This is a genomic window from uncultured Lactobacillus sp., from assembly GCF_945290125.1.
Taxonomy (GTDB): Bacteria; Bacillota; Bacilli; order Lactobacillales; family Lactobacillaceae; genus Lactobacillus; species Lactobacillus rizhaonensis.
In genome coordinates this window covers 1-13,112 of record NZ_CALYQV010000051.1, presented here as the reverse complement: position 1 = coordinate 13,112, position 13,112 = coordinate 1, and the positions used below count along the sequence as shown (strand labels likewise).

Below are 13,112 nucleotides of genomic sequence, written 5' to 3'. Positions count from 1 at the left end.
CACTTTAGTTTTTTTGGTGATATCTGTGATTGTGATTTGTTCATAATCTTTATCATTCAACAAGCTAAATAACGCGTTACTTAGGCGTAACTCTAAACTGTGATTTTGTTTTTCCATTAAGTAATGCCTTCTTCTGACTCGACAAAATTTAAATATTTGTCATTACACCTTAACGAAAGAATCGTTATGCTAATTTTAGCAAATTTATAAGTGATGGAGGTAAAAACTAAATGGTTAATAGAGTAAAAGAAGTATTAGGAATTGCAAAGCCCGTAATTCAGGGTGCAATGGCGTTTACTTCACTTTCTCCTTTAGTGTCTGCGGTCTCAAATGCTGGTGGTTTGGGAGTATTGGGCTTAGGTTATATGCCTAAAGATGCCAGCATTGCAGAAATTAACAAAACTAAAAAATTGACTGAAAAGCCTTTTGCCATTAACGCAATCATGCAAGAGGGAATTGTTCAGCAAGCAGATGAAGTATTGACAGCAACTAAACCGCCGGTCGTTTATGCTGATGCTATGCGGCTTAATGGTGCTTTGTGCCAAAAATATTTTCCCCGCTGGCATAAACTGGGCATGAAAATAATTGTCAAGGCCAGTTATTTGGCCGATGCGGTCACTGCAGAAAAAGCAGGAGCTGATTTGGTAGTCGTCAAAGGCTAGGAAGGAGGCGGTCATGTTTCTTTTGAGTCCACGATGGCTTTAGTGCCACAAGTGGTAGCAGTACTTAATATTCCTGTAGTAGCTGCCGGTGGTATTGTAGATGGTCACAGTGGTGCTGCAGCATTTGCTTTAGGAGCCGAAGGGATAGAAATGGGCACTGCTTTTTTAGTAGCAGATGAGTTACCGATTAATGATAAAGCAAAACAAGCAATTATTGTTGCAGGAGATATGGCCACTGCCGAAGTTTCTTATGCTAATGACGCGCCTTTTAGAATGATTGCTAATAACCTTTCTGATCAAATCAAAGATTTAGAAGCTACTCATTTGAAGGCTGAAGCTGCATAAAAAGAAGCTGGTCTTGATGCTAAAACTATCAAAATGGGCATGTATCAAGGTGATACGCAAAATGGCGCAATTATGGTTGGCCAGGATTTAAGTCTAATTAAAGAAACAAAATCTGTTAAACAGATTATTGTTGATGTGCTACAAGATACCAAAAAAGTTCTGCAATCATTACAAAATGTCGAGTTGTAATTTATCTGCTAATTATCCCCGCAGAAATGAGGAAATGATTGCGGTACAGGATGATGACGCTGTTAAGTACATTGCGAATTTAATAAAAGTTGAAATATAACTAGCCGTGACGCTGCTCTTGTGCTTTTTTCTCAATAGATCAAGCCAAAAAAATCTTAATAAAGTTGCTGATTAAGAACTATAGTTTTAAAAATTGGTAATTTTCTTTTTGGAAAAATTTTATGCTAAAATATAAATGTGTGAATAGTTTAGCTATTCCATTGGAATCACATAAAAAGCTCTATCCCAACAATAGAGCTTTTTTGCGTGCTAAAAATAAGTTAGTTGCTAATAAAGAGAAGTCCCTTTGTTTTTATATATTAAACGTTTTTGTGAATTAAGTATGAACAAGCTGCTATATCGAGAGTTATCCAAAAAGCACTTTTGGAGAGATTTTCTTAAAAAACAAGAAAATGTTTTTTCGTTACTAGTTTTTCTTGTTAAAAAGTATATATTTGTTAATAGTTAGAAAGCTAAAATTGTAATAAAGTGTGAAATTAATTACTTAAGGTTAATGAAAGTAGAAGGTCAAAAGAATGTTTAAGTGGTTTGGTAAGAAACAAGAGAAGCAGGAAAATTTTACTGTCACTGCACCGATTAGTGGCAAACTTGAAAAGATTGAAAAAGTAAACGATCCGGCTTTTGCACAAAAAATGCTGGGAGATGGTTTTGCCATTATTCCTGATGAGGATAAAGTAACCGTTTATGCGCCTGTAGCAGGTAAAATTGAGGCTCTTCCCAAGACAAAACATGCCGTAGGTATTAAAACTGCGCAAGGTGTCGAAATTCTTATTCATATTGGTATTGATACTGTGAACTTAAAAGGAGAGGGCTTTGAAGTGGTAGTAAACCAAGATGACGAAGTAACTCAAGGCCAAAAATTAGAAGTATTTGATAAGAATGTTGTAACTGATAACAAGTTGGACCCTACTGTCATTGTTGTGTTCACCAGTGGATATGAAAAAGAAATTAAACTGAACCAAGATGATGGTGCAGAAGTTAAAGCCAATGATTTACTTATTGGCTAGACGTTTTTGATAAACAAAAACAGATTAAGTTTTTTAAAGATAACACCTCCAAATTTGTCCTAAATTTGGAGGTGTTTTTGCGTTAATCTATATTAACAAGGCCAGTGATTCATAAGGATGTAACTCTACAGTTTTTGGTACCTTTTGTAAGTTTTTATGATAATTGCTAATCAATGTTTGTGCTTGTCGTCCTTGATAAGTGTCGGGTAAGCTATAAGTAATTTTTTTACCATAAAAGTTATTAATTACCAGTAAAGTTTGTCCCTGATAAAGTCTGCAATAAGCAAAAATTTGTGGGTGATCCAAGTCAATTGCTTCATAACTTCCCTTGGCGATAATGGGATAATGTTTTCTCAAGTAAATCAGTTTTTGATAATAAGGGAAAATTTCACCATGATCCAATTCAGCTGCAACATTAATTTTATCTTGATCTTTAGGCTTAAGCCAAGGAATTCCTGTAGTAAAACCGGCATTAGCAGTATTATCCCAGTGCATTGGGGTTCTGCTATTATCACGAGATTTAGCCTGAATAATTGCCAGAGCCTTTGCGTCACTTAAGCCTTCTTTTTTAAGCTCGTCATAAGCGTTAAGCGTTTCTACATCTACATAGTCAGTGATTGTCTGGTAATTAGGATTGATCATGCCGATTTCTTCGCCTTGATAAATATAAGGTGTACCACGTAATAAATGCATTACGGTAGCCAGCATTTCTGCAGATTTTTCGCGAAAATTAACAGGATCACCAAAACGACTTAAGGCCCAAGGTTGATCATGGTTGTTCCAAAAGAGAGCATTCCAGCCGCCACCTTGACTCATGCCAATCTGCCACTCGTTAAGAGCATTTTTTAAAGCGGAAAAGTTAAAAGGTATCCTGGTCCATTTTTGGCCATTTTGGTAATCAACTTTTAGATGATGAAAAGTGAAAACCATTGATAGCTCATGATTATCTTTTCTAGTGTAAGCAACAGAATTAGCAATAGTCGTTGATGACATTTCCCCGACAGTAATTGTATCTGGCTGCTGACCAAAAGTTTTTTGATTTAATTCTTTTAGATATTGATGCACTATGGGTTGATCAGTATACATTAACTTGCTGGCGGTGTTCTGTGGTGCATCAGTAAGTTTTTCATCTTTACCAATAACATTAATCACATCAAAGCGAAAGCCTTTGACACCTTTATCGCGCCAAAAGTTAACTACTTTAAACAGTTCTTTTCTGACTTCAGGATTGTGCCAGTCCAAATCAGCTTGAGTTTTGTCGTATAAATGAAGATAATATTTACCGCTATTTCCAAAAGGTGCCCAAGCTGAGCCACCGAATTTAGATGTCCAATTGTTGGGCATACTGCCATCTGGTTTAGGATTTCTAATGTAGAAAAACTTTTGATAATGCTTATCTCCGGCTAAGGCTTTTTTAAACCAAATGTGGTCAGTAGAACAATGGTTTAAAACCATATCAAGCATCACACCAATATGATTTTGCCCAAGCTTTGTGACTAATTCTTCAAAGTCAGCCATTGTACCAAATAACGGATCAATACCATAATAATCGGCTATATCATAACCATTATCATTTTGGGGAGATACAAAAAAAGGATTGAACCAAATCATATCAATATTTAATTTCTTTAAGTAAGGAATTTTTTCAATAATCCCCCTTAAGTCTCCGATACCATCACCATTGCTGTCATAAAATGATTTGGGATATATTTGATAAATCACTTTGTCAGCTAAACTCATAATATAAGTCCTCCATTTTGTGCTTATCTATGTGCGAAGTCTACAAACTTAAATTTATCAGGCCGGTGTTGAGAAATAGTATATTGAAAAAAAGATGTATCTTTTAAATAGGTTAAACTGCGCACTACTACAACTAAATTGGTATTGGTAAGTTGCAACTGCTGCATTACGTTTTGACTAGCTGGTTCTACGGTAATGGTTTTAGTTGCATAATCAATTTCAAGTCCTAAATTATGTTCAAAATACTGATATAAAGAGCTTTGAGCTTGCTCAACCGAGATTTTAGGTACATATTTTTTCAAAATATAATCTTCATCAACCACAATTGGTTCATTATTGATTAATCGTAAACGGGACACATAAGTTGCAGCAGTTTCTGTTAAGGATAAATGTTTACTAATAGTCAAAGGCACCTGCGTGTCTTTTAATTCCAATATTTTGGTTGCAGCATGCATTTGTTTTTGTTTATTAAGTTCATCAAAGGATTCAATATTAGAAATTGGGAAGGCGATACGCGCTGCATTAATAACTACTGAGCCTTTACCTTTTATTTTTTGAATTAGGCCAGCATCTAAAAGTTCATTTAAAGATTTTCTTACTGTTTCACGTGAAACATTATATAGTTCTGATAATGCTGGTTCACTTGGCAAAAAATCACCGGCAGCATATTGTTCGTGCTTAATTTTATTTGTTAAATCTGCCGCAATTTGTAAATATTTAGCTCTCATTATTTGTTATCCACCTTTTAACATTAATCATACCACCTTAAGTTAAATTTTAACCTGTCTAGTCTGGAAAAATAATATATAATTATTTATTACAACAATATAATAAGCAATTTGTTGACACTTGTCTATACAAGAACTATAATCTTAAGGAAAGCGTTATCAATATATATGACGACCTTTTGTGTGGTAGTTTCATGGAGGCGTAATTATGAGTAATACGATAAAAATACTGGCACCTGTTGCTGGTGAGGTCATTAACCTCGAGGATGTTAATGACCCGGTTTTTTCTCAGAAGAAGTTAGGTGAAGGTTTTGCCGTTAAACCTAGCTCTGGGAAAATTGTCTCGCCTGTAACAGGTAAAGTGATAATGGTGGCCGAAACTAAGCACGCACTTGGCCTGCAGACTGCAGACGGTGTGGAAGTTATGCTTCACTTGGGCATAGATACTGTCGAACTTGACGGTAAACCATTTGATTTGCAAGTAACAGCAAACTCTGAGGTGAAAGCAGGACAGCAATTAGGGACAATGGATCTTCAAGCTATTAAAGATGCTCAAAAGGATGATACCGTCATCTTGGCAATTACAAATACTCAAGATGTTTTAGCTGGTATTGACCTTTCCCTTGGCACTAAAGCTGCTGGCGAATCAGCTGCTACTATTACTTTAAAACAGACTAAATCAGCACCAGCTGCAACTAACAAAAATGAAAATAAATACCAAACTACGGCGCGTGAAATTGTTAAGGCTGTTGGTGGCGCTGATAATGTTAAAAACGTTATGCACTGTTTTACTCGTCTGCGGTTTACTTTAAACGATAATAGCATTCCGAATGATGATGAAGTTAATAACATTAAAGGAGTAATAGATGTTACTCGTGCTAATAACCAATATCAGATAGTAATTGGGCAAACGGTAGAGGACGTTTATGACGAGCTAATTAAACTACTCGGACCTGAATATGCTGGGCAAGGAGAAGCTGCACCTGCAACTCCGGCTCCAGAGGCTAACCAAACTATTGGTGGCAAGATTAAAAATGGTTTCTTCCAGTTAATAGGCGTAATTACTGGCTCTATGATGCCTGTAATTGGTTTACTGGCCGCCAGTGGTATGTTAAAAGGTATTCTTAACATTTTAACCAACTTTTGCCACATGTCTACGGCTTCTCCAACATACACCATTATTAATGCAATGGGAGATGCATCTTTTTATTTCCTACCATTAATTGTTGGCTTTACGGCTGCTCAAAGGTTAGGTTCTAATCCTGTAATTGTTTCTATTATTGGCGGTTTTCTAATTTATCCTGACTTAGTAAAGATTTATGCCAGTGGTAAATTTAGTTACTACTTAGCTGGTGTTGGTATTAACGCCAACTTCTTCGGTATTCCAATTCATATTCCGCAATATACTTATTCAATTTTCCCTATGATTTTCGCAGCATGGATGGCTGCTAAAATTGAACCGTGGATTAAAAAGTGGATGCCAGTCACATTAAGACAAATTTTTACTCCTCTAGTAGAAATCTTTTTAGTAGGGATGACAGTTTTAATTATTGTTGGTCCTGTAATTTCATTTATATCTACTGGAATTGCTAAAGTATTGCAATGGCTGTTAACTGTCAACACTGCACTTTCCGGTCTCATTATCGGTGGTCTTTACCAGATACTGGTTATCTTCGGACTGCACTGGGCAGTAGTACCAATTATTGCGAATGATATTGCTGCAACGGGACACAGTATTTTAAACGGTATCGTTTCAGTAACAATGATTGCACAAGGTGCTGGCGCACTTGCAGTTTGGTTTAAGACTAAGCATAACCCTGACTTAAAGGGCTTGTCCCTCAGTGCTGCTATTTCTGCAGCCGTAGGTATTACTGAACCGGCAATGTATGGTGTTAACTTGAAGTATGGGCGCGTATTTATAACTTCTAGTCTTGGTGCTGCTATCGGTGGCTTGGTAAATGGTTTGCTTAAAGTTGATATGTATGGCTTTACTGGCAGTTTGATTGGCTTTCCATCCTTTGTCCCTAAAGCAGGACAAGGTAATCCTAATAACCTACTGAACTTCTGGATTGCTTCTATTGTTACCATTATTGCGGCATTTGCTTTGACCTACTTCTTTGGCTATAAGGAGAATGACGCTGATAGTCCTAAGGATGCTCCCAAGAAGAAGAATTTAGCTAATTTATAATAAAAGACTTTAAAGATAAATATATTTCTATAAATAAAATGCTCCTAACAATCAGATTACGTGTCTGGTTGTTAGGAGCATTTTTAATGACTAAGTCTTTTAAAAAACTATATTCCATTTGCATAATAATATGAGATCATTTCAGCAAATACATAAAATATTGCCCGGCTGTCTACTCTGTGAAGAGTGCTATCAGAGTTTTCAACATGAGTTGAAGGTAAAATTATAAAGCGACTAGCATATTTAAGTAATTTGCTTTCTTGGTTCATAGTAATTAAATAAGTTTTAACTTTCTTTTTATGCGCTGTTGAAAAAAGTTTTTTATAAGTATTAGTTGATCCTGTAATTGAAAATACGATTAGTAAGTCGTTTTTATTAATAGAGTTAGCCAAATAATTGATTTTGATACTAGTATCAACGGGGATAATAAATTTATCTTCTGAATACATTGAGTAAACCAGTTGTTTGGCAGAAAGTGCGGTATTACCATTTCCGATTGACTCAATTCTTTTATACTGCTTGAGGTCTTTTACAAGTGGTTTTATAAAAGATTTCAAATCAATGTTTTCTAGTATTTTTAAAGACCTAATATATGCTTGGATTATGGGATTGGAGCTTTGAGTTTTGGCAAAATTTATCTGTTTACTATTTTCTTGGCTAGTTAATGCTAGTTTAAATTCAGTATAACCACTGTAACCAATTTTATTAATAAATCGCTGTATTGAAGCTACTGATACTCTTAATAATTGTGCAGCTTTCTGGATAGGATTTTCAATTATATATTTCGGATGCTTAAGTACAGCTTGATATACTTTTTTCTCACTTTTAGTTAAAGAAGTATAATACAGGCTTATTTTGTCTTCAAGGTTCATTATTTATTATAATTCTTAGTTTTTTGAAGACATTTTATCTTCTTCTATTAGTTGATTATCATACATCTTCATAAATGGAATTATGATTGCTAAATCAAGAAAGAATTCAACTAGCCAAACCAAACCTGCTCGCCAATCGAGAGTAGAAATTATAGCATACAATGGTGCGGGCATAGTCCATGGTAAACTTAAAACCGTTTTGTTCATTAAGTTAAATTTAGTTGCAAAATATGCAATAGGTAAATCTAAAAATAAACAAATAAAGCTTGGAATAAAAGTTAATAGGTTCATCACTGTAGGTATCCCAAAAACTTGGGGTTCATTAATATTAAATAAATTAGCGGGCAGAGCGAATCTAGATAATGTATGTAGTTGTGGCGATTTAGCAAAAATAAGCATGCTCCAAAGAAGAGCGCAATAAACAACTGCTTCACCAAAGATAAAATGGAAATTGTTAGCAAAAATATTAGTAATTTGTTTTCCAGCAGCATATTCTTGCATGTTCTGAGCAATATTTGCTGTAACAATTGGAGTAATCACTGCTCCTATCATATTATCACCATGAATACCAAAAAACCAAAAAATTAATGCTAATTCTGATAGAAACATCATGGCAGGAAGGGATGCTCCTACATGAAGAATAGGTTCAAACAGTTTGAAGATTAGATTTGAAAGACTAACATTGAACATGGTCTTAGAAAGATTGTCTAAAATTATCCAGAATAAAATATTAAAGACTAACGGTAGCATAGCTTCGAATGGAGCAGTTACATTTGGTGGAACGGAACTTGGCAATTTTATCGTCATTTTATGTTTATTCATAAAATGAGTGATTTGAACACTAACTAAAGCTACTATAATTGCTGCAAACATAGAGTTAGACGATAAGTCTGATAGAGCTATGTGCCATTGACCAGTTTTGTCAGGAGCTAAAGTAGATGAAATACTCAAAAAAGACATTAATGAAATTAGGCTCGTTGGAAATGCAGCCAGCTTATAATGTTTTGCTAACTGATAAGCAATGCCCAATACAACATAAACCGATATAATTCCAATTGATAAATTATAAGGTATTAATAAAGCTTTACTGTTTGCTTTTGCCCAATAATACCAGCCAAGCAACAACTTGAAGAACCAATTTGATGGTTTTATCAGTTTAGGATCAACAGGTGGACTGGCAATTAAAGTTGAAAACCCACCAAGTACAGTATATGGGACTAAATTGACTAATCCGTCTCGCAAAGCTGCCAAATGTGGCTCATTTGAAATTCTATTAGAAATAGGGGCAACTTTTTCAACCATAAATTTTTGCATTTTTTGTGTAGTAGCATTTGAGCTTTTCATTGTAAACCTCCTTTAGATATTTTGTGTCTATACCAGAATATTATCATCATTAGATAAAAATATCAATTATATTTTTTAATTTGATATTTTTATCAAAAGCAATATAATATAATAAAAGTAATGAATAGGAGGATTATAAAAATGAAAGTTGGTACTGCGATTAAGAAAATAAATCCCGAAGTAGGTTGCCAAATGGAAGGGTATACACCACGCAATTCTACGGGACAACATGATGATCTAACAGTTTCTGTATTAGCAATAAACCATGACTTTTTAATAATATCAGTTGATTTAATTGCACTTCCAGGGTATAGAGTAGATCGTATTAAAAGAAAAATACAAAAAGACTTTGCCATTGATCCTCAACAAATAATTATAAGTGCTGTTCATACTCACTCTGGCCCAACTGTTACAGATTTATTAATAGATTATCCTAAAATTGATGAAAAATATTGGTCGCAAATTGATACACAAGTAATCCTAGCAGTAAAAGAAGCTCTTCTTAATTTAACAGTAAGTGAATTGAAACTAATTCAATATCAAGTCAAGGATGGGATATATTCCAATAGAAATAATAAAAACTTTCCATATAATAGAAATATATTCGAATTAAGATTTTCTGATGACTGTGGAATATTGGCCAGCTATTTATTAGTAGCCTCTCACCCTACTGTTATGAATTTTAAAAATACTTTATTATCTGCAGATTTAATTCATGAAATAAGATCAAGATATGAAGAAGTAAATGGAGTTACACCAGTTGTTGCCTTATCTGATTGCGGTGATACTAGTACAAGATTTACAAGACAAGAAAGTAGTTTCAAAGAAATAAAGCGCTTAGGTTCATTAATTAAAGCCACTTTAAAAAAACCTGTATACACTAAAGAACTAAATTGGAATTTAAAATCAATTAAAACTATAGAACAAAGATGCGATTATAATCCTGTTAATGAAGAAAAAGTGAAAGCTATTTATAACATATGTAAGGCTGAATATAAATCTGACAAAGAAGCCCAAAAGCATTTGCTAAATACATATCAACACGTACTTTATTACGGTCATACTCATTTTGAAACTCAAGCTTATGTTTATGATTTTGATAATTTTAGAATTGTAACGTATCCTGGAGAACTTGTTTATAATTTAGGAAATAAAATAAGAACTTATGACAAGAAATCAACTTTACTTGTTACATTAGCAAATGATTATCGTGGATATTCGGTAGATAAAACCGAATTTGGCAAATACTTTGAGAGCTACAATAGTGTATTTTTAATTGGAATGGCTGATCAATTTGTGAATAACATAATTGCTACATTTTGATTTGATATTAAATTACATAATTGATTATTATTTAGTTTTAAAGGTAATTTTGAAATCTCCAAGGCAGATTAAACACTATAACAAATAAAGGTGGAGTGATTACAAAATGAAAGTTCTAATAATTGGTGCTCACGGACAGATTGGGCAATTATTGGTAAAAATTCTACAAGAAAGTACGAATTGCCAGGTCATTGCAGGCTTGCGCTCCCATGAGCAGGAAAAAGCATATCAAGAAAAGGGAATTACTACTGCTTTTGTTGATCTATCAGGGCCGCAAGGGCAATTGGCAAAGGCTATGCAGACGGCCGATACAGTAGTGTTTGCGGCCGGTTCAGGTGGCAAAACAGGTGCTGATGCAACAATGATGATTGACCTTGACGGTGCGGTCAAAGCAATTAACGCAGCAAAAGAAACTGACATTAAGCGTTTTATCATGATTAGTGCGATTAAATCTGACGATCGCAGTTTTTGGTCGGATAATGTACCAGCAGCAGGACCACAAAATTATTACTATGCGGCGAAATATTATGCTGATCAGTGGTTACTGCGCAGTTCACTGGACTACACAATTTTGCGGCCAGTGGCACTTACTAATCAAAAAGCAACAGGAAAAATTAAAATAGCACAGCATTTTACTGAATCTGTTGCAGATATGTCAATTACTCGTCAAGATGTAGCCCAGACAATTGCAGATATTATTTTAACGGGAAAATTACACCAAAAAGAATTTGATATTGCTAGTGGCACAGTACCTATTAAACAGGCAATTACAAACTTCCACTAAAAGTATTTGATCATAAACTGTAACAGGCTAATAAATTAATGTTTCATTAACATGATTTATTAGCCTGTTATTTTGGGCTAAACCCCAGTAAAAGATGAATGACAGAGTACAGCAATTATTGTTACTTTAAGTTTGATTAAATTAAAAAAGTATTGTTTTTACATGAATGCATATAGTAAAATTAACTTATGTTATTATTAGAATAAAGGAGGGAGCTATGCTAAAAGTAGAACATTTAAGTAAGCGCTTTGGTGATTTTCAGGCTCTTAAAGATGTTAACTTTACCATTCAGCCTGGTGAAATCATGGGTTTGATTGGTCAAAATGGAGCGGGGAAAACTACCACTTTTCACAGTATTTTAAACTTTCTGCACTATGAAGGAAAAATCACCTGGGAAGACCAGCCCATTACTGAAAAAACTTTTGATACTATCGGCTATTTGCCGGAAGAACGCAGTTTACTACCCAAAATGACTATTGAACAGCAAATTGTTTATTTGGCGGAGCTAAAAAGCCGTCCAGCAAAAGAAATAAAGCCGCAAATTGATGACTGGCTAAAACGCTTTGATGTGCAGGGTAAGAAAAGCGACAAAATAAAAACACTTTCGAAGGGTAATCAGCAGAAGGTGCAGTTAATTTGTACTTTGATTCACCAGCCAAAATTAATTATTTTGGATGAACCATTTAGTGGTTTGGATCCGGTAAATGCAGATTTGCTTAAAAACGCAGTTTTATATGCTAAAAAGCGTAATGCGGCAATTATTTTTTCCAGTCATGATATGTCAAATGTTGAAGAAATCTGCGATAGTTTGATCATGTTGAAAAAGGGACAAGTTGTTTTAAGTGGCACAGTTGACGCTGTTCGTGACTCATTTGGTAAAACGGAAATTTACTGCAAAACTACCAAGTCGCTTGCAGAATTACAGCAGCTCTCTCACGTTAAAAAAGTGGAAAAGAAAGCTCATGGCCAATATCTCTTGCGGATTGACGATGAAAACAGCGGTCCGGAAGTCTTTGACGCTTTGACCAACGGCGAATATGTTGAGGAGTTCCGGCAACAATCACCAACACTTGACGAAATATTTAGAATGGAAGCTGGTGAACAACATGAATAAGTTATGGACCGTAACGCTGCAAACTTATTGGCATCAAGTTAAATCTTGGTCTTTTCTGCTTTTGATTTTGGGACCGTTTTTCATAATTGGCTGTAGTGCTTTAGGAGGAGCTATCGGTGCTAGTTCTGGTTCAGATAGTCAGATTGCAGTTATCAGTTCCAATGAGCAAGTTCGCCAAAATTTTATTAAAAGCAATGGTAAATATGTTGATGCTAAAATTAAAACCGCTGAATCTGCTAAAAAAGCTGTCAAAAAAGAAAAAGTTGATGGCTACTTGGTATTTGAAACACAAAAAAACCAGGTTAAGGCAGTTTATCACGGAGCGTCACCTATTGATGATGAATTGAAACCCAAAGTAAAAAGCTATTTACAAGTCTTGCAGAGTCAGCTTAATTTGCAGCAGGCGCAATTAGCACCACACCAACTCAAGGCCTTACAGCAGCAACCGCAATATACCGAGATACTCCAGAAAAATCATCAGGATGATAAATTGGTGAAAATGTTGTCTTTAATTATTGTGATTATGGTTGTTTATATGATTTTGATTTCCTACAGTGGCATTACCGCTCAAGAAATAGCTTCTGAAAAGGGTACGAAGATTATGGAGATAATTTTTTCCAGTACAACTGCCGCAAAATATTTTTTAGGCAAAATTCTGGGTATTTTCGGTGTAATTGTCACTCAACTCATAATCTATATTGTTGGCGGCTGGGCAACTTACCGTTGGGCATTGCATGCAAAAATTACGGCTTCTTT

Annotated in this window: 12 protein-coding genes and 1 pseudogene; 9 read left to right on the top strand and 4 right to left on the bottom strand. The window is 34.8% G+C overall.

Features of this window, described 5'->3' with window-relative positions:
* Positions 1–230: 230 nt before the first annotated feature.
* The 4 genes and pseudogenes from Q0K80_RS08200 (at position 231) to Q0K80_RS08185 (ending at position 2,263) form a co-directional block, all read left to right on the top strand.
* Positions 231–662 carry a nitronate monooxygenase gene (locus tag Q0K80_RS08200; protein ID WP_294605314.1) on the top strand — a complete coding sequence of 144 codons (432 nt, stop codon included), beginning with the start codon at positions 231–233 and terminating at the stop codon, positions 660–662.
* Positions 663–677: 15 nt separating this feature from the next.
* Positions 678–1,007 (top strand): annotated as a pseudogene (locus Q0K80_RS08195) (nitronate monooxygenase); the annotation flags it as partial.
* Between the two features lie 33 nt (positions 1,008–1,040).
* Complete coding sequence (locus Q0K80_RS08190; protein ID WP_294605312.1) at positions 1,041–1,196, top strand: hypothetical protein; 156 nt, start codon at positions 1,041–1,043, stop codon at positions 1,194–1,196.
* Positions 1,197–1,771: 575 nt separating this feature from the next.
* Positions 1,772–2,263, top strand: coding sequence for a PTS glucose transporter subunit IIA (locus Q0K80_RS08185; RefSeq protein WP_294605310.1), 492 nt, complete (start codon positions 1,772–1,774; stop codon positions 2,261–2,263).
* 87 nt (positions 2,264–2,350) lie between these two features.
* On the opposite strand, the gene treC is transcribed toward Q0K80_RS08185, so the two are convergent.
* Both treC and treR read right to left on the bottom strand, forming a co-directional pair.
* Positions 2,351–4,003, bottom strand: a complete 1,653-nt coding sequence (gene treC / locus Q0K80_RS08180; protein ID WP_294605308.1) for an alpha,alpha-phosphotrehalase — start codon at positions 4,001–4,003, stop codon at positions 2,351–2,353.
* Between the two features lie 23 nt (positions 4,004–4,026).
* The gene (gene treR / locus Q0K80_RS08175; protein WP_294605306.1) at positions 4,027–4,731 is read right to left on the bottom strand and encodes a trehalose operon repressor; all 705 of its coding nucleotides are present in this window, start codon (positions 4,729–4,731) and stop codon (positions 4,027–4,029) included.
* A 208-nt stretch (positions 4,732–4,939) separates the two neighbouring features.
* On the opposite strand from treR, the gene Q0K80_RS08170 reads away from it, so the two are divergent.
* Positions 4,940–6,919: a PTS glucose transporter subunit IIABC gene (locus tag Q0K80_RS08170; RefSeq protein WP_294605304.1), complete on the top strand. Its 1,980-nt coding sequence runs from the start codon at positions 4,940–4,942 to the stop codon at positions 6,917–6,919.
* Positions 6,920–7,026: 107 nt separating this feature from the next.
* On the opposite strand, the gene Q0K80_RS08165 is transcribed toward Q0K80_RS08170, so the two are convergent.
* A complete protein-coding gene (locus Q0K80_RS08165) occupies positions 7,027–7,791 on the bottom strand; it encodes a MurR/RpiR family transcriptional regulator (RefSeq protein ID WP_294605302.1) in 765 nt (254 codons plus the stop codon).
* 15 nt (positions 7,792–7,806) lie between these two features.
* On the bottom strand, positions 7,807–9,135 hold the full coding sequence (locus Q0K80_RS08160) for a PTS transporter subunit EIIC (protein ID WP_294605299.1): 1,329 nt from the start codon (positions 9,133–9,135) through the stop codon (positions 7,807–7,809).
* 141 nt (positions 9,136–9,276) lie between these two features.
* Between Q0K80_RS08160 and Q0K80_RS08155 the strand changes: the two genes are divergently transcribed.
* The 4 genes from Q0K80_RS08155 to Q0K80_RS08140 form a co-directional block, all read left to right on the top strand.
* Positions 9,277–10,458 (top strand): hypothetical protein, encoded by a 1,182-nt coding sequence (locus Q0K80_RS08155; RefSeq protein ID WP_294605296.1) that lies wholly within the window; start codon positions 9,277–9,279, stop codon positions 10,456–10,458.
* A gap of 106 nt (positions 10,459–10,564) precedes the next feature.
* Positions 10,565–11,242, top strand: a complete 678-nt coding sequence (locus Q0K80_RS08150; protein WP_294605294.1) for an SDR family oxidoreductase — start codon at positions 10,565–10,567, stop codon at positions 11,240–11,242.
* A gap of 217 nt (positions 11,243–11,459) precedes the next feature.
* Positions 11,460–12,356 carry an ABC transporter ATP-binding protein gene (locus Q0K80_RS08145; protein WP_294605291.1) on the top strand — a complete coding sequence of 299 codons (897 nt, stop codon included), beginning with the start codon at positions 11,460–11,462 and terminating at the stop codon, positions 12,354–12,356.
* On the top strand, positions 12,349–13,112 hold a 764-nt coding region (locus Q0K80_RS08140), incomplete at its 3' end, for an ABC transporter permease (RefSeq protein WP_294605287.1). The genes Q0K80_RS08145 and Q0K80_RS08140, both read left to right, overlap by 8 nt.

What these genes read in the sequence shown, in the direction of transcription:
- Q0K80_RS08170 (WP_294605304.1), top strand. Translation starts at nt 4,940, where the DNA reads ATGAGTAATACGATAAAAATACTGGCACCTGTTGCTGGTGAGGTCATT.
- Q0K80_RS08200 (WP_294605314.1), top strand. Translation starts at nt 231, where the DNA reads ATGGTTAATAGAGTAAAAGAAGTATTAGGAATTGCAAAGCCCGTAATT.
- Q0K80_RS08155 (WP_294605296.1), top strand. Translation starts at nt 9,277, where the DNA reads ATGAAAGTTGGTACTGCGATTAAGAAAATAAATCCCGAAGTAGGTTGC.
- Q0K80_RS08190 (WP_294605312.1), top strand. Translation starts at nt 1,041, where the DNA reads ATGGGCATGTATCAAGGTGATACGCAAAATGGCGCAATTATGGTTGGC.
- Q0K80_RS08150 (WP_294605294.1), top strand. Translation starts at nt 10,565, where the DNA reads ATGAAAGTTCTAATAATTGGTGCTCACGGACAGATTGGGCAATTATTG.
- Q0K80_RS08165 (WP_294605302.1), bottom strand. Translation starts at nt 7,791, where the DNA reads ATGAACCTTGAAGACAAAATAAGCCTGTATTATACTTCTTTAACTAAA.
- treC (WP_294605308.1), bottom strand. Translation starts at nt 4,003, where the DNA reads ATGAGTTTAGCTGACAAAGTGATTTATCAAATATATCCCAAATCATTT.
- Q0K80_RS08160 (WP_294605299.1), bottom strand. Translation starts at nt 9,135, where the DNA reads ATGAAAAGCTCAAATGCTACTACACAAAAAATGCAAAAATTTATGGTT.
- Q0K80_RS08145 (WP_294605291.1), top strand. Translation starts at nt 11,460, where the DNA reads ATGCTAAAAGTAGAACATTTAAGTAAGCGCTTTGGTGATTTTCAGGCT.
- Q0K80_RS08185 (WP_294605310.1), top strand. Translation starts at nt 1,772, where the DNA reads ATGTTTAAGTGGTTTGGTAAGAAACAAGAGAAGCAGGAAAATTTTACT.
- treR (WP_294605306.1), bottom strand. Translation starts at nt 4,731, where the DNA reads ATGAGAGCTAAATATTTACAAATTGCGGCAGATTTAACAAATAAAATT.